Here is a 19,638-nt window from a genome sequence, read left to right as displayed (position 1 = left end):
CCGCCCGAGACCCTTCCTTCCGGAGCTGGAGAACGATGTCCACCACCCCCCGACGCGCCCGCTGGCTCGTCCCGGTCCTCCTCGTCGCCGTGTGGCTCGGCGTCGGAGGCGTCCTCGGTCCCTACGCCGGACGGCTGGGCGAGGTCGCCACCAACGACCAGGCCGCCTTCCTGCCCCGCAGCGCCGAGTCCACGGAGGTCATCGCCGCGCAACACGCCTTCCGGCAGAACGAGACCCTCCCGGCGATCGTCGTCTGGACCGCGGACACCGCGGCCGGAGCCGGCGGGACCGGCGTCGAGGAACGACTGGACGCCGCCGGCCGGGCGCTCGCCTCCCTCGCCGACGACCGGGGCGTGTCCGGTGACCTGTCGCCCGCGCTGCTCTCCGAGGACGGGGAGGCCGTCGAGGGCGTGGTGCCCCTGCGCCCCGACCTCGGGGACGACCTCGCCCCCACCCTCGACCGGATCCGCGCAGCCGCCGAACGCGTCCCCGGCACCACGGTCGAGCTGGCCGGACCGGCCGCGACCCAGGCCGACCTGTCCGACGCCTTCGCCGGCATCGACGGACTGCTGCTCGCCGTCGCGCTGGCCACCGTCCTCGTCATCCTGCTGCTCGTCTACCGCAGCCTGCTGCTCCCGCTGGTGATCATCCTCGGCGCGGTCTTCGCGCTCGGCCTCGCCTGCGCGGTCGTCTACGCGCTCGCCGACCACGACGTGGTGCGCGTCGACGGACAGGTCCAGGGCATCCTCTCGATCCTCGTGATCGGCGCCGCCACCGACTACGCCCTGCTGCTCACCGCCCGCTACCGCGAGGAACTCGCCGCACGCACCGACCGGTTCGCCGCCATCACGGCCGCGCTGCGCAAGTCCTGGGGCGCCGTCGTGGCCAGCGCCGCGACCGTCGCCCTGGGGCTGCTCGCCCTGCTGCTCAGCGACCTCACCAACAACCGCGCCCTCGGGCCGGTCGGCGCCATCGGCATCGGCTGCGCCGTGCTCAGCACGCTGACCTTCCTGCCCGCCGTCCTGGTCCTCCTCGGCAAGGCCGCCTACTGGCCCGCCCGTACGAAGGCTGGCGGCGCGGGCCACGGCGTCTGGCGGCGCGTCGCCGGCCTCGTCGACCGGGCGCCGCGCCGGGTCTGGGCGGTGACCCTCGCCGTCCTGCTGGCCGGAGCCGCCTTCGCCCCGACGCTCGCCTCCAAGGGCGTCCCCCTCGACGAGACCTTCGTGAACGACGCCCCCTCGGTCGCGGCGCAGGAGACCCTGGGCCGGCACTTCCCCGGCGGCTCCGGCAACCCCACCGTGGTCGTCGCGGACGCCGGCCGGCTGCCGGAGGTCCTCGCCGCGGCCCGGGACACCGAGGGCGTCGCCTCGGCGGCCGGTGCCACCGCGTCCGGCCGGCCCGGCGGCGAACCCCTGGTGGTGGACGGGCGGGTCCGGGTCGACGTCACCCTCGACTCCGCCGCGGACGGCGACGCGGCCCTGCGGACCGTGGAGCGGCTGCGCACCTCCCTGCACGCCGTCCCCGGCGCGGACGCCCTCGTCGGCGGCTACACGGCCCAGCGCTACGACACCCTGCGCACCGCCGAACGCGACCGCACCCTCATCGTCCCCGTCGTCCTCGCCATCATCTTCCTCATCCTGACGGTCCTGCTGCGCTCGCTGCTGATGCCCGCGCTGCTGGTGGCCACGGTGGCGCTCAACTTCCTCGCCACCCTGGGCGTCTCCGGTCTCGTGTTCCGGCACGTGTTCGGCTTCAGCGGCACCGACCCGTCCGTGCCGCTGTACGGCTTCGTCTTCCTGGTGGCGCTGGGCGTCGACTACAACATCTTCCTCATGTCCCGGGTGCGCGAGGAGTCGCTGCGGCACGGCGTCCGCGAGGGCGTCCTGCGGGGGCTGGTCACCACCGGCGGCGTCATCACCTCGGCCGGCGTGGTGCTCGCCGCCACGTTCGCCGCGCTCGGGGTGATCCCGCTGGCCTTCCTCGCCCAGATCGCCTTCATCGTCGCCTTCGGCGTCCTGCTCGACACGCTCGTGGTGCGCTCGCTGCTGGTGCCCGCGCTGGTGCGGGACATCGGCGCCCCCGCCTGGTGGCCGGGACGGCTCGGTCGCGAGGGTGACAAGGCGGGTGACGAGCCGTTGGTGCTGACCCGAACATGACCGCGCGGATCCCGGGCAGGCGCACCTCGAAAAGCTTGACCGTTTCGCATCGGGAGGTGTCTGCCGTCATGGGCGCGAAGGTGTTGGAGCGTTTCCCCGCAGGATCCCCGCGAGGATCGTGGCCCGCGGAGGAGTACGCGGCACGGCGGCGGGCCGAGGGGGAGCCCGCCACCGTGGTCATGGACCTGAAGTCGGATGCCTTCCTCGTCGTGGTCCCCCTCGGCGAAGAGGACTGACCCCGGGCCACCGCGGCCCGGGGCCGGACTCCGAGGCCGGCCCTCCGCGGCCGGCCCTCGGCAGCGGCCGACCCCGAGCGGCGGGCGGCCCCCAGCGGCGGCCGTCCCCGAGCGGCGGGTGGCCCCCAGCAACGCCCGGCTCAACGGCGGCCGGTCTCCCGCAGGGTCCCGCGAACGATGGGCCGGGACAGGTCGCGGGTGCGGGGCTTGGCGTGGCCGGGGAGCAGGGCAACCGGGTGCCGGCCGGTGGACGCGACCGGACGGCCACCGGTCGCGGGTACCTCCGCGGCCGGTGCCGTACCGCCCCCGCGCTCCGTCGAACGGGTGAATCATGGGACGGCCACCCCGGTGGTCACCCGCCTAGGGCGCCTCGGGCGTCGCACTCAGCGTCCGCGCCGTGCGGACGAAGACCTCGTGCAGGTCCCGTGCCGCCTGGGGTACGGATTCCGCCCGCCGCCGTTGCAGCATCAGCAGCACCCGTGTCGTGTCGCCGCCGATCGGCCGGTGGATGAGCGCCCCGCACCGCTCCAGGGGGTCCCCGATCACACTGAAGTCGGGCAGGACCGTCGCGCCCAGTCCCTCGGCCACCATCAGCTTGCCCATCTCCGCCCCGTCGGTGGAGTACGCGAAGGACAGACCGCGCCCGTCGAGAAGACGGTGGACGTAACGATGCATGACATAGCCCGACCGCATCCCGATCAGCGGTACGTCGAGCAGGTCGTCCACCGACACCGAAGGCGCGGAGGCCAACGGGCTGTCGGGGCGCATGCACACCACCGGCCGGCCGCGCAGCAGCTCGGTGGACTCGAACTCGGCGGGCACGTCGTCGCCCTCCAGATGGTTGACCAGGCCCAGGTCGAACCCGCCCTCCAGCAGGGTCCGGTGGATGTCGGTCTGCTGGGCGCCCACCACCTCCACCTGGGTGACGGGATGCGCGGCGCGGAACTCCCGGACCACCGGGATGAGCAGCGGCACGGTCGCCGCGTTCACCGTGCCGACCCGCACCATCCGGCTGATCCGGTGCCGCTCGCCCGCCGCCGAGCGCAGCCGGTCCACCGCGTCCAGCACCCCGATGATGTGCGGCAGGAGTTCCCGGCCCGACGCGCTCATGGTCGCGCCGGACCGTTTGCGCTCCAGGAGATCCACCCCGAGTTCACGTTCCAGGTTCCGTACGGTCTCGCTCAACGCGGGCTGGGAAAGCCGTAGTTCCTCGGCGGCCCGGCGCAGCGAACCGAGCCGGGTGACGGCCGCGATGTATTCCAGCTGTTCCGTTCGCACGACGGAAGAATGCGGGTCCGTCCGGAGCCCGTTCAAGGGTTTCCCTGTCACACCTTCGTGAAATTCAATGGTCCGCGATACGAGACCGGTCGGGTTTGCCTTGACTGCCGTCGGAGGCGGCTGCCACGATCGAGGACATGAAGATGCGACTGGACCTCACGCGGCGACGCCATGTCGACCTCGCGCGCGTCTCCAGCGCCTCCTGTTGCGCCGCGGCCTGATCCTCCCTCGCGATCCGCCGCGCTTTTCCTTTCCCCGCCTGAATTCACCGCGCCCGCCCGCCCCTTGGCGTCCGCACCCCGCCGGCGCCGCCGCGCCCCCGTGAATTCGGTGTGCCCGAAAGCATTCCGCACCAGGAGTTCCGCATGTCTGCCGCGCCCGTGAAATTCGCCTACTGGGTCCCCAATGTCAGCGGGGGACTCGTCACCAGCAAGATCGAGCAGCGTACCGACTGGGGGTACGACTACAACCGGGAACTCGCCGTCCTCGCCGAGAACAACGGTTTCGACTACGCCCTCAGCCAGGTCCGCTACATGGCCAGTTACGGCGCCGAGTACCAGCACGAGTCGACCAGCTTCAGCCTCGCCCTGCTCCTGGCCACCCAGCGCCTGAAGGTGATCGCCGCCGTCCACCCCGGCCTGTGGCACCCCGGAGTCCTCGCCAAGCTGGGCGCCACCGCCGACCACCTCTCGAACGGCCGGTTCGCCGTGAACGTCGTGTCCGGCTGGTTCAAGGGCGAGTTCACCGCACTGGGCGAGCCTTGGCTGGAGCACGACGAACGCTACCGGCGCTCCGAGGAGTTCATCCGCGCCCTGCGCCGGATCTGGACCGAGGACCACGCCGAACTCGCCGGTGACTTCTACCGGTTGCGCGACTTCACCCTCAAGCCCAAGCCCCTCAACACCCCCGAGCGTCCGCACCCCGAGATCTTCCAGGGCGGCAACTCCACCGCCGCCCGGCAGATGGCCGGCCGGGTCTCCGACTGGTACTTCTCCAACGGCAAGGACTTCGACGGGGTCGTCGAGCAGATCGCCGACGTGCGCGCCTCGGCCGAGCAGGCAGGCCGCCGGGCGCCGAAGTTCGGGCTCAACGCCTTCCTCATCGCCCGGGACACCGAGGCGGAGGCCCGCGACACCCTCCGGGAGATCGTCGCCCAGGCCGACAGCGAGGCCGTCGAGGGCTTCGGCGCCGCCGTCAAGCAGGCCGGGCCGTCCACCGCCGACGGCAAGGGCATGTGGCAGGACTCCGGCTTCGAGGACCTCGTCCAGTACAACGACGGATTCCGGACCGGCCTCATCGGCACCCCGGAGCAGATCGCCGAGCGCATCGTCGCCTACAAGCGCCTCGGCGTCGACCTCTTCCTCCTCGGCTTCCTGCACTACCACGAGGAGGTCGAGTACTTCGGCAAGCGCGTCCTGCCCCTGGTCCGCGAGCTGGAGGCGCACCTCCCGGACCCGCGGGATGAGTCCGTCCCCGCTCCCGCCTGACCGTCCCCGCACACTCCACGACCCCGGCGCCCGCACGCCCCGCGAGGTCGGCCGCCGGGTCCTCGAGGGCGAACCGCCCGCACCCGCCCGGCATTCCTGACCGCTCCCACCGGAGCACCCCGCCCTGCCGGGGTGCCCCGGGCTCCTTCGAAAGAGGACCCATGGCCACCGTCCTGTCCGTCTCCGGCAGTCCTTCCGCCTCCTCCCGCACCGGCCGTCTGCTGCGCCACCTCGATCAGCGGCTCGCCGTCCAGGGACACGAGGTGATCCCGCTCGACGTCCGTACCGTCCCGGCCGAGGCCCTGCTCGGCGCGGACTTCCGCCACCCGGCGATCGTCGAGGCCACCGACCTCTTCGCACGCGCCGACGGTGTCATCGTGGCCACCCCGGTCTACAAGGCGTCCTACTCCGGCGTCCTCAAGGCGCTCCTCGACCTGCTCCCGCAGTACGCGCTCACCGGCAAGACGGTCCTGCCGCTGGCCACCGGCGGATCCACCGCCCACGTCCTCGCCATCGACTACGCCCTGCGTCCCGTGCTCAACTCCATGGGCGCGGCCCACATCGTGCAGGGCTGGTTCACCCTGGACAAGGACATCACCGCCCACGAGGACGGCTCCGTGACGATCGCCCCGACCGCCACCGAGGCGCTCACCCATGTCGTCGACCAGTTCTCGGCCGCGCTCGGGCGGACGCCGTACCTGGCCGCGGCGAGCTGAGCGCACGATGTCCGCCCATGTCATCGCCGACGACGCCGAGGCCCTCGCCGTCGCCGCGTCGCTGGCCGAGGAGTTCCGCGCCGGAGCCTCCGCTCGCGACAGCGAACGGCGCCTGCCCCGCGCCGAGTTGGACAAGCTGTCGGCTTCCGGTCTGCTCGCCGTCACCGTCCCCGCCGACCACGGCGGGGCGGACGTGAGCGCCCTGACCCTCGCGGAGGTCTTCCGTCTGCTCGGCACCGCCGACGGCAGCCTCGCCCAGATCCCGCAGAGCCATTTCGTCTACGCCGATGTGATCCGCCGTCAGGGTACGGAGGGACAGCGGAAGTTCTTCTTCGCCGAGCTGCTCTCCGGCCGGCGCCTCGGCAACGCCCAGTCGGAGGCCGGCGGCAAGCACGTCCAGGACATCCGCACCCGTCTGGAGTCCCGGCCGGACGGCTCGTACGTCCTGACCGGCGTCAAGCACTACTCCACCGGCGCCCTCTTCGCCGACTGGATCCCGGTGCTGGCCCGTGCCGACGACGACAGGCTGCACGTCGCGTACGTGCCCTCCGACGCGCCCGGTCTCACCGTGCTCGACGACTGGGACGGGCTGGGCCAGCGGACGACGGCCAGTGGCACCGTCCGGCTGGACGGCGTGCCGGTGCCGGGTGACCGGGTCCTGCCGCACCACCTCACCTTCGAGGGGCCGCAACTCCACGGTGCGACAGCCCAGTTGCTGCACTCGGCGATCGACGCGGGGATCGCCGCGGGGGCGCTCGCCGAGGCGGCGGAGTTCGTGCGGACGAAGAGCCGGCCGTGGTTCGAGAGCGGCGTCGAGACGGCCGCCGAGGATCCGCTGCTGATCCAGCGGTTCGGTGAACTCGCCCTGGAGGTGCGGGCGTCGGAGGCGCTGCTGCGCGAGGCGGCCCGGTCGGTCGACGCCGCACGCGCCGATCTCACCGACGACACGGCCGCCGGGGCGTCCCTCGCGGTCGCCGCCGCGAAGGTGCAGGCGGCCCGGGCGGCGGTGGAGGTCTCCAGCGCCCTGTTCGAGGTGTCCGGGACCCGGTCCGCCCTCCACTCGCTCAATCTGCACCGGCATTGGCGCGACGCCCGCACCCACACCCTGCACGATCCGACCCGCTGGAAGATCCAGCACCTCGGCCGGTTCGCGCTGAACGGCACCCGGCCGCCGCGCCACGGCCTGCTCTAGCCCGCGACGGACCTCACGGGCCCGGAAACCCTTCGGCCCGGAAGCCCTTCGGACCGGCGACCCGGCAGACCCGGACCCCGGCAGACCCGGACCCCGAAAGACCGGCAACCCGGCGCACCGGCAACCCGGCAGCCCGGCAGCCCGGCAGACGGACATCCCTGATCGGAGACCCCACGTGTCCCTCACCTTCCACTGGTTCCTGCCCACCAACGGCGACAGCCGCCATGTCGTCGGCGGCGGCCACGGCACCCCGGCCACCGCCTCCGGGAGGGACCGGCCGCCGACGGTCGCCTACCTGAGCCAGATCGCCCGCGCCGCGGAGGACCTCGGTTTCCTGGGCGTGCTCACCCCCACGGGGGCCTGGTGCGAGGACGCCTGGCTGACCACCGCGATGGTCAGCCAGCACACCGAGCGGCTCAAGTTCCTGGTCGCGTTCCGGCCCGGCTTCGTCTCGCCGACGCTCGCCGCGCAGATGGCCTCCACCTTCCAGCGGCAGACCGGCGGACGGCTCCTGCTCAATGTCGTCACCGGCGGCGAGAGCCACGAGCAGCGGGCCTACGGCGACTTCCTGGACAAGGACGACCGATATCGCCGGACCGGTGAGTTCCTCCGGATCGTCAGGGAGCTGTGGGAGGGCAAGACCGTCGACCTGGCGGGCGAGCACCTCCGCGTCGAGGACGCGAAGCTGGCCCGGGTGCCGGATCCGGTCCCGGAGGTGTACTTCGGCGGGTCCTCGCCGATCGCCGGTGAGATCGCCGCGAAGTACGTCGACGTCTACCTCACCTGGGGCGAGCCGCCGGCCCAGGTCGCGGAGAAGATCGCCTGGATCCGGAAGCTCGCGGCGAAGGAGGGGCGGACGCTCCGGTTCGGCATCCGGCTCCATGTCATCACCCGCGACACCTCGGCGGAGGCCTGGGCGGAGGCGGACCGGCTGCTCGCCGGGTTCGACGCGGAGACCGTGCGGTCCGTCCAGGCCGGGCTCGCGCGCAGCGAGTCCGAGGGACAGCAGCGGATGCTCGCGCTGCACGGCGGCGGCAGCCGGGACGGGCTGGAGATCCATCCCAACCTCTGGGCCGGGATCGGCCTGGTCCGTGGCGGGGCGGGAACCGCGCTGGTGGGCAGCCACGCGGAGGTCGCCGAGCTGATCAAGGAGTACGCGGCGCTGGGGATCGAGGAGTTCGTGCTGTCCGGCTACCCGCATCTGGAGGAGGCGTACTGGTTCGGGGAGGGCGTGCTGCCCCGGCTGGCCGGGGAGGGACTGTGGCAACACCCCGCCGGGAAGCAGGTGACGTCGGTGCAGGTGCCGTTCGCGGGCTGAGCAAGGTGTCCGGGGGCGCCGGCGCCGCACAACGTGGCAGGTCCCACGCACAGTTCCCCGCCCCCGGGGACAACTACGCGGTCAGTGACCTCAAGTGGTCCGTGCGGGACTCCCGCGTCTGGGCCTGGACCATGAGGAACAGGGCCTCCCTCGCCAGGCGTTGGGCCCTGTTCGTCAGCAGCATGGAGCGGCCGCCGCCGGTCACCACCGCCGCCGTGGTCGCCGCCCGCATCACCTCGGACGCCCGGGTCCGCAGGGCCAGCCGCTCCGCCAGGCACTCATCGGGCGCCGGACCGTCGGCGAGGGCGTAGGCCCGGGTGCGGACCTCCGTGAGACGGGCACGCAGCGGGGCCGCCGTGTCCTCGTCCAACAGGGCCAGGGCCGCTTCGGTGAGACCGAAGACCGCCGGGTTGGCGTTCACCGTCCGGAGGCGGTCCGCCGCCGACCAGCGCTCGTGCGGGGTGCGCAGCGCCACCGCCTCCTCCGGGAGCCACAGGCCGTCCAGTTCCAGGGAGACCGTGCGGGCCGCCGTGAGGGCGGCGAGCCGCATCGGGGCCGAGGCCCGCAGGCCCGGCTGCTCGCGTGCCTCGGTGAAGGCGAACAGGACCTCGCCGGTGCCGGTGACCCCGGCGAGCAGCAGCACATCGTTCAGGCCCCACCCCGTGTACCAGGGGACCGTCCCGTCGAAGCGCCAGCCGGCCCGCTCCGGGGTGACCCGTACGGGGACGCGCGGATACGCCCGCAGGTGCGCGTACGCCACTCCCGACAGCAGTTCACCGGTCGCCAGCGGCCCCAGCAGGCGTTCGCGTGCCGGACCCTCGTTCCCGGCCAGGGTCAGGACCGGCGTGTGGTGCTGCGCCTGCACGAACCAGGTCGAGCAGCACGCCCCGGCCAGGATCTCCGCCGTCTCGCGCAGCACCGCACCGGGTGCCGCGGCCCCGCCGTACTCCTTCGGCGCGTTCAGCCCGAGCAGGCCCGAGCGCCTGATCTCCGCGAGGTGGCTCAAGGGGACCTCTTCCTGGTCGACCTGTTCGGCGTGCGGGGCGAGGAGGCCGTCCGCGAGGCTGCGGGCGCGCGTGACGAGGGGGTGCGGTGCGGTCATGGGCGGGATTCTTCCGGTTGCGCGGCGCGGGGTGTCGATCCGGGGGGCCGCCGTTCGTGTAGGAGGTGACAGAACGGCCGGAACATACCCGAGACACGGAGGACGTCATGAAGTACTACCTGCTCAGCGTGATCACGCCCACCGACGGCGAACCCCCGTCGGCCGAGGGGATGGCGGAGATCGGCCGCAACCTCGAGACGTTCCACCGGGAGCTGCGCGAGGCCGACGCCTGGGTGTTCGCCGGGGGGCTGCACGGCCCGGAGACGGCCACCGTGCTGCGGCCGGGCGGCGGTGACGTCCTCGTCACCGACGGGCCGTACGCCGAGGGCAAGGAGTACCTCGGCGGGATCTGCCTGATCAAGGCGCCGGACCTGGACGCCGCCCTGCACTGGGGCCGCCGGGCCACCTGGGCCACCACCCTTCCCGTCGAGGTGCGCCCCTTCATGGGCGAGGCCTGATGCCCCTCGACGTCGAGGCCGTGTTCCGCGCGGAGTACGGCCGGGCCGTCGCCGTCCTGGTCCGCTTCCTCGGTGACATCGACCTCGCCGAGGAGGCGGTGCAGGACGCCTTCACCACGGCCGTCGCCCGCTGGCCGCGGACCGGTGTGCCGCCGAGCCCGGCCGGCTGGATCATCACCACCGCCCGCAACCGGGCCGTCGACCGGCTGCGCCGGGAGTCCACCCGGGACGCCCGGCACGCCGAGGCCCGCCTGCTGTACACCGGCGGGCCGCCCGTGGAGGAGGGTCCCGTGCGCGACGACCGGCTCCGGCTGATCTTCACCTGCTGCCATCCCGCGCTGGCTCCGCAGGCGCAGGTCGCGCTGACCCTGCGCCTCCTCGGCGGACTCACCACCGCCCGGCTCGCCCGCGCCTTCCTCGTGCCCGAGCCGACCATGGCCCAGCGGCTGGTCCGCGCCAAGGCGAAGATCCGGGACGCGCGCATCCCGTACCGCGTGCCACACGACGCCGACCTGCCCGACCGGCTGAACGGCGTGCTCGCCGTCGTCTACCTCGTCTTCAACGAGGGATACGGCGGCGATCCGGAGCTGTGCGCCGAGGCCCTGCGCCTCGGCCGGCTCCTCGCCGAGCTGATGCCGGACGAGCCCGAGGTCACCGGGCTGCTGGCGCTGATGCTGCTCGTCCACTCGCGCCGGACCGCGCGGGAGGACGCCGACGGCACGCTCGTAGCGCTGCCCGAGCAGGACCGCGGCCGATGGGACCGGGACCTGGTCACCGAGGGGCAGTCGCTCGTCCGTCGGTGCCTGCGCCGCGGCCGGCCGGGGCCGTACCAGATCCAGGCCGCGATCCAGGCCGTGCACAGCGACGCGCCGACCGCCGCCGACACCGACTGGCGCCAGATCCTGCGCCTGTACGACCAGCTCATGGCGCTCGCCCCGAGTCCGGTCGTGGCGCTGAACCGGGCGGTCGCCGTGGCGGAGACGGAAGGCCCGGACCGGGCCCTGGACCTCGTCGACGCGCTGGACCTCGACGGTTACCACGTCTGGCACGCGGTCCGTGCCGACCTGCTGCGCCGCCTGGACCGGGTGACCGAGGCCGTGGAGGCCTACGAGGCGGCCCTCGCGCTGAGCGACAGTCCGGCGGAACGGGCCTTCCTCGCGCGGCGCCGCCAGGCGCTCACCGAAGGGTCCGGGGAGTAGCCGGCGTCGCCGGGAATGTATTTTGGTGCATGAAAGGTTGGCATATACATCGAGCTGCCGCTCGCGCCCAGAACGAGCCGACCGCTCGCACCCAGACCCCAGGGCCGCAAGGCCCGCGCACCCCAGCGAGGCACCGTGACCACCCCCGCCACTCCCGAGCAGCCCGCCGACGTCGTGGCCCGGCTGCGCGCCACCTTCCGCACCGGCCGCACCAAGCCCGTCGCCTGGCGCACGGCGCAGCTGCACCGGCTGCGCCTGCTGCTCACCGAGCGGGGCGCCGACCTGGCCGACGCCCTCCACGCCGACCTGGGCAAGAGCTCCGCCGAGGCGTACCGCACCGAGATCGACTTCACGGTCCGGGAGATCGACCACACCCTCGACCACCTGGACGACTGGCTGCGCCCCGAGTCCGCCCCGGTCCCGGCCCACCTCGGTGCCGACGCCACCGCGTGGACACAGGTCGACCCGCTCGGCGTGGTCCTCGTCATCGCGCCCTGGAACTACCCCGCGCAGCTCCTGCTCGCCCCGCTGGTCGGCGCTCTCGCCGCCGGGAACGCGGTGGTCGTCAAGCCCAGCGAGCTCGCGCCCGCCACCTCCGCCGCGCTGGCCCGGCTGCTGCCGGCGTATCTCGACACCGACGCGGTCGCCGTCGTCGAGGGCGGGATCCCGGAGACCACCGCCCTGCTCGCCGAGCGCTTCGACCACATCTTCTACACCGGCAACGGCACCGTCGGCCGCGTCGTCCTGCGCGCCGCCGCCGAGCATCTCACCCCCGTCACCCTCGAACTCGGCGGCAAGTCACCGGCGTTCGTCGACCGCGACGCCGATCTCTCCGTCGTCGCCGACCGGTTGGCCCGCGGCAAGTTCCTCAACGCCGGCCAGACCTGCGTCGCCCCGGACTACGTCCTCACCGACCCGGAGACGGCCGCCGCCCTCGAACCCCTGCTGACCCGCGCGGTCGAGACGCTGTACGGGAGCGATCCGCAGGCCTCCGCCGCCTACGGCCGTATCATCAACGAGCGTCACTTCGACCGGCTCGCCGCGCTGCTCGACTCCGGCCGGATCGTGGTCGGCGGCGGCAGCGACCGTACCGACAAGTACCTCGCGCCGACCGTCCTCGCCGACGTCGACCCCGGGTCGCCCGTGATGCGGGAGGAGATCTTCGGCCCGATCCTGCCGATCGTCACCGTCGACGGACTGGACGAGGCGATCGCCTTCATCAACGACCGTGACAAGCCCCTCGCCCTGTACGTCTTCACCGAGTCCGGCGAGACCCGGAGCCGCATCGCCGCCGAGACCTCTTCCGGCGGGCTCGGCTACGGCCTGCCGCTCGCCCATCTCACGGTCTCCGACCTGCCGTTCGGCGGAGTGGGCGAGAGCGGCATGGGCAACTACCACGGCCGCTGGTCCATCGAGACGTTCAGCCACCGCAAGGCGGTGCTGGAGAAGCCGCTGCACTGAGCCGCGCGAGGCGCGGGGCGGGCACCCGGTACGGACGGCGGACGGCGGGTACGGACGGCGGACGGGGCTTGGACGACGGACGACGGACGACGGACGGCGGGCGGCGGGCGGCGGGTACGGACGGCGGGCGCGGGCGGGCGAAAACGGACGGGAGTGAGCGGAAGTAGCCCGCCAAGCGGCAGTCAGGGAACGGGTATTAGCCCGGAACGGCACGGTCCGTAGTCCGAAACGGCCAATTCCGTGGGACTTTCGAATCCGGAGTGCACGAAACGGCACCGCCGGACGCCGTGGGGGCAGAAGGTGTGACCGATGCCTTCCGGGGTCCCTGAGCCCCGCACAGCCAGCGGAAGGACCGAAGGGTCCGTGAACGACCAGTTCGAACAGCTCGCCCGCGACGTGGCGTTGTCCGTACTTGCCCTCCGGGTCTTCGGACCCGCGGTCCTCACCCTCGCGCGCAGGTTCGTCGCCGCGCTCGTGCGGGTGGGCGTCCGGGAAATGGACCACCGGCTCCCGGGAGGCGATCGGTGACCCAGGAGGAGTTGCGACCCGCGGGAAGCCCGCGCGCGCCGGAGAAGCTGCCCCTGGACTTCAGCGCCTTCCACCAGATGCACCGCCCGCGCTACGTCCGCGAGGCCGAGCGCTGTCTGCGCTGCCGCGCCGACGCCGAGGAGGCGGTGGACGAGGCGTTCGTCCAACTCGCCCGGCAGTGGCCGCAGATACTGAGCGCCGAGAACCCCGCCGCCTACGCCTGGCGGGTGATGAAGAACCGCGTCGTCGACCATGCCCGGGCCCGCGGCCGGCGCGCCACGCTGATGGACACGGCCGTCTTCGAGACGGTCACCCTCCAGGGCGCCGAGGACGCCTTCGAGGTGATCGAGCAGAACCTGCGGCTGTTCCGGGCGATCTCCGCCCTCCCCGAGCGCCAGCGCGACGTCATCCGGCTGCGCTACTGCGAGGGCTACAGCACCGCCGACGTGGCCTTCCAGCTGGGGATCACCGAGGCCGGGGTGCGTTCCACCGAGCGCTATGCCAAACGCCGGCTGCGGGAGATCTACACATCGTGCGCCGAGGAGGAGGCGGAGCGGTCATGACCTTCGACACCGTGAGCGACATCGACACCCTGCTGGCGGGGGCGCGGCTGACCCCCACGACCCCCTACAGCCGCTCGGACATCGAGGCCGCGGAGGCCCGTATCGCCGCCCGGGTCGCGGCGGGCGGCACGGACGGGCCCGCGCCGCGGGTGTGCCCGCAGCGCGCCGCGGCGGCCCACAGGTCCCCGCGGCCGCACCCCGCGGCGCGGGACCTCCGAGCGCTCTGCGAGGCGCTGCTGACCCGGCCCGGCGCCCTGAAGGGCCTCGGCTACTTCCTGGGCAGCTCCCTGCCGGAGCCCTCCGGCGCACGGATCCTCGGCAGCCTCCTGTACCTCGCCGACTGCGAGGACAGCGCCCGCTTCTGGTGGCAGTACGGCGCCGGGGCCTCGGACACCGTCTCCGGGTACTGCCTGTACCTCCACCACCGCTCGATGGGGGAGGACGACGAGGCCGACTGGTGGCTGCGCCATACGGAGATCACCCCCGCCACGCTGAGCAGGGAGGCCACCGAACTGGAGATCGCCACGGCGCTGCATGTGCTCAGCGGTCTGCGCCGCGGCGGCAGAGGACTGCCGAGGGCGTTGCGGGCGCTGGTCGAGTACGTGCCGGCCGTGGTCGGCTTCGTCGACGACGACCTCGAACTCCCCCTCCCCGACGGCGATCTGGCCGAGATCGTGGAGGAGGTCGTCGCCCACGGCGCGACCCCCGCCAAGGAGCGTCGGCGCGCCCGGTCCGGCGCACTGCCCGAACGCCGGGAGCCGGCCGTGCACACCGTGTCCTCGGCCACCCCCCGCACGGCTCGGCACTGGAGCCGCGACGTCCAGGAAGCCCTGCGCAAGTGCGAGGAGACCGTGGCCTGTTGAGGGCCCGTGCCGCCGGCTCGTGCCGGTCCGCGGTCGCGTGCGAGACTGCCCGGATGACCTCCGCAACGATCACCGCGGACGCCGCGGGCACCTGGGACATCGGCGGCCTGACGGTCGGCCGCGTCGGCTTCGGCGCGATGCGGCTGACCGGCAGCGCGGCCTTCCACCTCGGCACGCCGAGCGACCGCGGCCGTTCGATCGCCGTCCTGCGCAGGGCGATCGAACTCGGCGTCAACCACATCGACACCGCCGCCTTCTACTTCTCCGCCCTCCGCTCCGCCAACGAACTGATCAACAGCGCGCTCGCCCCGTACCCCGACGACCTGCTGATCGCCACCAAGGTCGGCCCCTTCCGCGACTGGTCGGGGGAGTGGGGCACCTCGGCCCGCCCCGAGGACCTGCGCGGCCATGTGGAGGAGAACCTGCGCCAGCTCGGCCGCGACCACCTCGACCTGGTGTACCTGCGCCGGATGCGCCAGGAGTCGATCGCCGAGCACTTCGGCGCGCTCGCCGAACTGCGCGCCGCCGGACTGATCCGCCACCTCGGCATCTCCGACGTCGAACCCCGCCATCTCGCCGAGGCGCAGGCCATCGCCCCCGTCGTCAGCGTGCAGAACCGCTACGGCCTCGGTCACCACGACCCCGGGACCGAGGAACTCCTCCGCGTCTGCGGCGAACAGGGCGTCGCCTTCGTGCCGTTCTTCGCCATCGCGGGCGACGGCGGAGCCCAGGGCGCCACCACCGCCCACGACGAGGCGGTGCTCGCCGTCGCCCGGGCCCACGGGACGTCCCCCGCCGCTGTCCGCCTGGCCTGGACCCTCGCCCAGGGGCCGCACGTGCTGGCCATCCCGGGCACCGGAGACCCCGGCCACCTGGCGGAGAACGTCGCGGCGGGCGCGCTGCGCCTCACGACCGAGGAGCTGCACCGCCTGAACACCGCCCACCGCGGCGCCGACGGGACACCGGCGAACTGATCCCCCGACGGACGGCATGCAGGGTCCGCCGCCTGCCCGCCGCACGCCGGATCCCCCGCCTGCCTGCCGGACCCACCGCCTGCGGCCTGCCGGACGCCGTCCGCCGCCTGCCGCCGACCGATGCCGGACGCAGCTTGCCTGCCGCCGGACACCGGGACCACCTCCGGACCCGCCGAACGCCGAGACCATCCCAGGAATCCGTCGCCCGGCGAGACCTGGAACGGCGCCTGGCCGATTCCGCCGAACGCCGCCCGCAACGCGGGCCGCGTCCGGGCGGTGGGGCGCGCCCGGTCCGGGTGGTGGTGCGGGCCGGGTCCGGGCGGTGGTGCGCGCCGGTCCGGGCGGTGGTGCGCGCCGGTCCGGGGCCGGGACCGGAGGCGCGGGCTAGACGACCCACACCCCGTCCCGCATCAGATGCCGCCGGTGCAGCTCGTGCACCTCGCGCCATGTCTGCACCGCCACCGGCCGCACCCGGAAGTAGGCGTACGACGCGCTGTCCCGGCCGGGATCCCAGCCGGTCTTCTCCAGGAACGCCCGGGCGGCCGCCTCCGGTACCTCCTCCCGCGTGTAGGTCTCGACCTCGCCGTCGACGAGCACCACGTCCCGCGTGTCCCCGAGGGCCAGGCGGGCCCGCCCGCCCTCCCGGAGGTTGCGGCCGGTGGGGTTGGTGAGGCGGGTGGACAGCCACAGGTGCTCGCCGTCCCAGACGAACCACAGCGCGACGAGACAGGGCAGCCCCTCCCGGTCCGCCGTGGCCACCCAGACGTCGAGCTCGCGTTCCAGCCGGTCCAGCAGTTCCTGCTTGCGCTGCCCCGGGGTGCGGGGCGGCTCCGTGATCTTCATGGCCGGGACGCTAGCGACGGCGAGGGGCCGACGCCTCGGACGATGGTCCCGACCACCCCTCGGGCCTGCGGCCTAGGCCACTCCCGCCGCGGAGGCSACCKGCGWGCGSCAGGGTGTTCGGACGGCCGGGTGGAGGCCGGGGAARGGCGTCGGCGCGAGGGGTTGTCCCGCGCGGGCGCGCGGCTGTCCCGCTCGTGTCCCGGTCCGCCGGACAGGCCCGGCAGACGCCGCCGCGGAGGCGACTGGCGCAAGGAACGTTTTACGTATAACCTCTCCCGTCAATCGCACCTCCGTACAGCCTCCCGCACGCTCCCCGAAAGGCCACGATGAGTCGCATCGCCCTGGTCACGCTTGTCGTCGACGACTACGACGAGGCGATCCGCTTCTACACCGAGGCGCTCGGATTCCGGCTCGTCGAGGACGAACCCCGCCCCGACGGCGCCCGCTGGGTCGTCGTGCGGCCGGGTGACCGCCAGGACGGCGTCGGGCTGCTGCTCGCCCGGGCCAAGGGCGAGGCCCAGCGCGCCCGGATCGGCGACCAGACCGGCGGCCGCGTGGGGTTCTTCCTGCACACCGAGGACTTCACCGGCGACCACGCCCGCATGCTCGCCGCCGGTGTGACCTTCCTGGAGGAGCCCCGCCACGAGGCCTACGGCTCCGTCGCCGTCTTCCAGGACCTGTACGGAAACCGCTGGGACCTGCTCCAGCCCGCCACCACCTGAGAACCACCTGCCGAGGAACACACCCATGACCGCGTCCCACATCGACACCGACACCCTCCGCCGCCTCCCCAAGGCCGTCCTGCACGACCACCTCGACGGCGGCCTGCGCCCCGCCACCGTCGTCGAGCTGGCGGACGCGGTCGGCCACCCGCTGCCCACCACCGACCCGGACGAGCTCGCAGCCTGGTACTTCGAGGCCGCCAACTCGGGTGACCTGGTGCGGTACATAGCCACCTTCGAGCACACCCTCGCCGTGATGCAGACCCGCGAGGGCCTGCTGCGCACCGCGGAGGAGTACGTCCTCGACCTGGCGGCCGACGGAGTCGTCTACGGCGAGGTCCGCTACGCCCCCGAGCTGAACGTCAACGGCGGGCTGACCCTTCCCGAGGTCGTCGAGACGGTCCAGGAGGGTCTCGCGGCCGGCATGGCGAAGGCGGCGGCCGCGGGCACCCCGGTCCGCGTCGGCACCCTGCTCTGCGGCATGCGCATGTTCGACCGCACCCGGGAGACCGCCGACCTCGCGGTCGCCTTCCGGGACGCCGGTGTCGTCGGCTTCGACATCGCAGGGGCCGAGGACGGCTTCCCGCCCGCCGACCACCTCGCCGCCTTCGAGCACCTGCGCCGCGAGAACGTCCCCTTCACCATCCACGCCGGCGAGGCCCACGGCCTGCCCAGCATCCACCAGGCCCTCCAGGTCTGCGGTGCCCAGCGCATCGGCCACGGTGTGCGCATCACCGACGACATCGTGGACGGCAAGCTCGGCCGGCTCGCGGGCTGGGTGCGCGACCGCCGGGTGGCCCTGGAGATGTGCCCCACCTCCAACCTCCAGACCGGTGCGGCGACCTCGATCGCCGAGCACCCGATCACCGCGCTGAAGGACCTCGGCTTCCGCGTCACCCTCAACACCGACAACCGGCTGGTCTCCGGCACGACGATGACCCGCGAGATGTCGCTGCTCGTCCAGGAGGCGGGCTGGACCGTCGAGGACCTGCGCACCGTCACGGTGAACGCCCTCAAGAGCGCGTTCCTGCCGTTCGACGAGCGCAAGGCCCTCATCGAGGACGTCGTCCTTCCCGGTTACGCCGCCGCGCTCTGAAGCAGTCCGCGGACATAGGCGGCCTGTCCGACGTGCTGGAGATCGTCGGACAGGACGCTGACCAGCCGTACGCCCAGGGTGACGGGCGGGTCCCAGCGTTCGTCCACGACGCGCTCCAGGTCCGCCGCCCTCAGCGCGCGCAGCGCCTCCAGGCTCTGCGCGTGCACCGCGTCGTGGTATCCGGTCAGCAGACCGCCGTCGGAGACCCGCACCTTCGCGACCTTCGCGTCACTGTGCCCGTACCCGGTGTCCTGGCGCGGCAGGTCGAGGCCGAAGCGTTTCTCCCAGTCCTGGGCCAGCCACACCTGGTCGAGTCCGAAGGCGTCGGCGAGATGGTCGTCCTGGACGCGGGTGAGATGCCAGACGAGCCAGGCGATCGAGTTGGTCCCGGCGGCGGGCCGGGCGTTCAGGCCGTCGGGGTCCAGGCCCTCGACGGCGGCATGGACCTCTTCCCGGATGCGTTCGTAGGCGTCGATGAGGATGTCCTTGGCATGCATACGTCCACCATCGCGCACCCCGCGCTCACCCGCTCCCCGTTTCCAGCAGCGCCATCAGCGCCCGGGCCGCCGGGCTGGTCGACCGCGCGGGCGGCAGCAGGGCGACCGTCTCGTACACCGCCTCGCCCGTGCCCTTGAGGGGCAGCGCGGTGAGCGCCTCCCGCTTGTGCCGGAAGTGGCGCGGCACGACGGCGACCCCGAGGTTCTCGTCCACCAGGTCCAGAAGGCTGTGCACGTCGTTGACCTCCAGGGCGACCGTGCGCCGCACCCCCGCCTCGGCGAACGCGACGTCGGTGGCGCGGCGCGGTCCCCAGTCCGGGTGGAAGTCGACGAACACCTCGCCCGCGACGTCCTCCGGGGTCAGAGCCGCCGACACCCCGGCCAGACGGTGGTCGGGATGGCACAGCACGTACATCGGCTCGGTGGCCAGCCGCGCGCAGCGGAGCTGGTCGGTGTCCGTCTGGGTCCGGTAGGCGAAGGCCAGGTCGAGCCGGCCGGCCGCCACCTCCTCGCCGAGCGCACCCGAACCGGTCTGCCGCAGCCGGATCTCGACATCCGGATGGCGCCGCCGGAACGCCGCGAGCAGCCCCGCCACATGCACCCCGGCGATGCACTGCTCGGTGCCGACGGAGAGGGTGCCGCGCACGACGCCCTGCACGGCCGCCACCGCCTCGTGGGCCGCCCGCACCTGCGCCAGGATCCGCTCGGCCTCGGCCAGCAGCGCCCGGCCCGCCTCCGTCAGCGTCACCCGCCGGGTGGTCCGGACGAACAGCGGGGCGCGCAGCTCCCGCTCCAGGGCCCGGATCGAGGCCGACAGGCCCGACTGGGAGACCATGAGGCGTTCGGCGGCGCGGGTGAAGTGCTGGTCCTCGGCGACCGCGACGAAGTGCTGGAGGTGGCGCAGTTCCATGATTGAGAAGCGTAGCCGCACAATTCCATCGGATTCTTC

The 19,638-nt window shown here is 73.2% G+C and carries 20 protein-coding genes; 15 read left to right on the top strand and 5 right to left on the bottom strand.

Annotation, left to right across the window (positions count from 1 at the left end):
- Nucleotides 1-35 precede the first annotated feature (35 nt).
- The gene (locus tag ASD48_RS31275) at nucleotides 36-2,156 is read left to right on the top strand and encodes an MMPL family transporter (protein WP_057605173.1); all 2,121 of its coding nucleotides are present in this window, start codon (nucleotides 36-38) and stop codon (nucleotides 2,154-2,156) included.
- A gap of 68 nt (nucleotides 2,157-2,224) precedes the next feature.
- Complete coding sequence (locus tag ASD48_RS31270) at nucleotides 2,225-2,392, top strand: hypothetical protein (protein ID WP_199876062.1); 168 nt, start codon at nucleotides 2,225-2,227, stop codon at nucleotides 2,390-2,392.
- 360 nt (nucleotides 2,393-2,752) lie between these two features.
- On the opposite strand, the gene ASD48_RS31265 is transcribed toward ASD48_RS31270, so the two are convergent.
- Nucleotides 2,753-3,670 carry a LysR family transcriptional regulator gene (locus tag ASD48_RS31265; RefSeq protein WP_057605171.1) on the bottom strand — a complete coding sequence of 306 codons (918 nt, stop codon included), beginning with the start codon at nucleotides 3,668-3,670 and terminating at the stop codon, nucleotides 2,753-2,755.
- 365 nt (nucleotides 3,671-4,035) lie between these two features.
- Here ASD48_RS31265 and sfnG point away from each other — a divergent pair, with 365 nt between their 5' ends.
- From sfnG to ASD48_RS31245, 4 genes are all read left to right on the top strand, one after another.
- Nucleotides 4,036-5,157, top strand: a complete 1,122-nt coding sequence (gene sfnG / locus ASD48_RS31260) for a dimethylsulfone monooxygenase SfnG (RefSeq protein ID WP_057605170.1) — start codon at nucleotides 4,036-4,038, stop codon at nucleotides 5,155-5,157.
- 161 nt (nucleotides 5,158-5,318) lie between these two features.
- Nucleotides 5,319-5,873 (top strand): NADPH-dependent FMN reductase, encoded by a 555-nt coding sequence (ssuE, locus tag ASD48_RS31255; RefSeq protein ID WP_057605169.1) that lies wholly within the window; start codon nucleotides 5,319-5,321, stop codon nucleotides 5,871-5,873.
- Nucleotides 5,874-5,880: 7 nt separating this feature from the next.
- Nucleotides 5,881-7,065, top strand: coding sequence for an SfnB family sulfur acquisition oxidoreductase (locus tag ASD48_RS31250; RefSeq protein ID WP_057605168.1), 1,185 nt, complete (start codon nucleotides 5,881-5,883; stop codon nucleotides 7,063-7,065).
- Between the two features lie 175 nt (nucleotides 7,066-7,240).
- A complete protein-coding gene (locus tag ASD48_RS31245; RefSeq protein WP_057605167.1) occupies nucleotides 7,241-8,383 on the top strand; it encodes an LLM class flavin-dependent oxidoreductase in 1,143 nt (380 codons plus the stop codon).
- Between the two features lie 73 nt (nucleotides 8,384-8,456).
- Here ASD48_RS31245 and ASD48_RS31240 read toward each other — a convergent pair whose 3' ends face one another.
- Nucleotides 8,457-9,485 (bottom strand): acyl-CoA dehydrogenase family protein, encoded by a 1,029-nt coding sequence (locus ASD48_RS31240; protein WP_057605166.1) that lies wholly within the window; start codon nucleotides 9,483-9,485, stop codon nucleotides 8,457-8,459.
- 107 nt (nucleotides 9,486-9,592) lie between these two features.
- Between ASD48_RS31240 and ASD48_RS31235 the strand changes: the two genes are divergently transcribed.
- The 7 genes from ASD48_RS31235 to ASD48_RS31210 all read left to right on the top strand — a co-directional run bounded on the left by ASD48_RS31235 (nucleotide 9,593) and on the right by ASD48_RS31210 (nucleotide 15,531).
- A complete protein-coding gene (locus ASD48_RS31235; protein WP_057605165.1) occupies nucleotides 9,593-9,943 on the top strand; it encodes a YciI family protein in 351 nt (116 codons plus the stop codon).
- A complete protein-coding gene (locus ASD48_RS31230; protein WP_057605164.1) occupies nucleotides 9,943-11,142 on the top strand; it encodes an RNA polymerase sigma factor in 1,200 nt (399 codons plus the stop codon). Before ASD48_RS31235 ends, ASD48_RS31230 begins: the two co-directional genes overlap by 1 nt.
- 135 nt (nucleotides 11,143-11,277) lie before the next feature.
- Complete coding sequence (locus tag ASD48_RS31225; RefSeq protein WP_057605163.1) at nucleotides 11,278-12,603, top strand: aldehyde dehydrogenase family protein; 1,326 nt, start codon at nucleotides 11,278-11,280, stop codon at nucleotides 12,601-12,603.
- A gap of 363 nt (nucleotides 12,604-12,966) precedes the next feature.
- Nucleotides 12,967-13,131, top strand: a complete 165-nt coding sequence (locus ASD48_RS44525) for a hypothetical protein (RefSeq protein WP_157880749.1) — start codon at nucleotides 12,967-12,969, stop codon at nucleotides 13,129-13,131.
- Nucleotides 13,128-13,694 carry a sigma-70 family RNA polymerase sigma factor gene (locus tag ASD48_RS31220; RefSeq protein ID WP_242432793.1) on the top strand — a complete coding sequence of 189 codons (567 nt, stop codon included), beginning with the start codon at nucleotides 13,128-13,130 and terminating at the stop codon, nucleotides 13,692-13,694. The genes ASD48_RS44525 and ASD48_RS31220 overlap by 4 nt, the downstream gene beginning before the upstream one ends.
- A complete protein-coding gene (locus ASD48_RS31215) occupies nucleotides 13,691-14,557 on the top strand; it encodes a hypothetical protein (RefSeq protein WP_057605162.1) in 867 nt (288 codons plus the stop codon). Before ASD48_RS31220 ends, ASD48_RS31215 begins: the two co-directional genes overlap by 4 nt.
- Before the next feature lie 53 nt (nucleotides 14,558-14,610).
- A complete protein-coding gene (locus ASD48_RS31210; protein WP_057605161.1) occupies nucleotides 14,611-15,531 on the top strand; it encodes an aldo/keto reductase in 921 nt (306 codons plus the stop codon).
- 384 nt (nucleotides 15,532-15,915) lie between these two features.
- Here ASD48_RS31210 and ASD48_RS31205 read toward each other — a convergent pair whose 3' ends face one another.
- On the bottom strand, nucleotides 15,916-16,374 hold the full coding sequence (locus tag ASD48_RS31205; RefSeq protein WP_057605160.1) for a pyridoxamine 5'-phosphate oxidase family protein: 459 nt from the start codon (nucleotides 16,372-16,374) through the stop codon (nucleotides 15,916-15,918).
- 326 nt (nucleotides 16,375-16,700) lie between these two features.
- Here ASD48_RS31205 and ASD48_RS31200 point away from each other — a divergent pair, with 326 nt between their 5' ends.
- Nucleotides 16,701-17,096, top strand: coding sequence for a VOC family protein (locus ASD48_RS31200; RefSeq protein ID WP_057605159.1), 396 nt, complete (start codon nucleotides 16,701-16,703; stop codon nucleotides 17,094-17,096).
- Between the two features lie 25 nt (nucleotides 17,097-17,121).
- Nucleotides 17,122-18,192 (top strand): adenosine deaminase, encoded by a 1,071-nt coding sequence (locus ASD48_RS31195; protein ID WP_057605158.1) that lies wholly within the window; start codon nucleotides 17,122-17,124, stop codon nucleotides 18,190-18,192.
- Here ASD48_RS31195 and ASD48_RS31190 read toward each other — a convergent pair.
- Together ASD48_RS31190 and ASD48_RS31185 are read right to left on the bottom strand one after the other, a co-directional pair.
- Nucleotides 18,174-18,689 carry a DUF664 domain-containing protein gene (locus ASD48_RS31190; protein WP_057605157.1) on the bottom strand — a complete coding sequence of 172 codons (516 nt, stop codon included), beginning with the start codon at nucleotides 18,687-18,689 and terminating at the stop codon, nucleotides 18,174-18,176. The two genes, ASD48_RS31195 and ASD48_RS31190, sit on opposite strands and share 19 nt — an antisense overlap.
- Before the next feature lie 25 nt (nucleotides 18,690-18,714).
- Nucleotides 18,715-19,599 carry a LysR substrate-binding domain-containing protein gene (locus ASD48_RS31185; protein WP_057605156.1) on the bottom strand — a complete coding sequence of 295 codons (885 nt, stop codon included), beginning with the start codon at nucleotides 19,597-19,599 and terminating at the stop codon, nucleotides 18,715-18,717.
- Nucleotides 19,600-19,638: the final 39 nt, after the last annotated feature.

This window comes from Streptomyces sp. Root1310 (assembly GCF_001426425.1).
Classification (GTDB): domain Bacteria; phylum Actinomycetota; class Actinomycetes; order Streptomycetales; family Streptomycetaceae; genus Streptomyces.
This window is presented reverse-complemented; position numbering and strand designations above follow the sequence as displayed.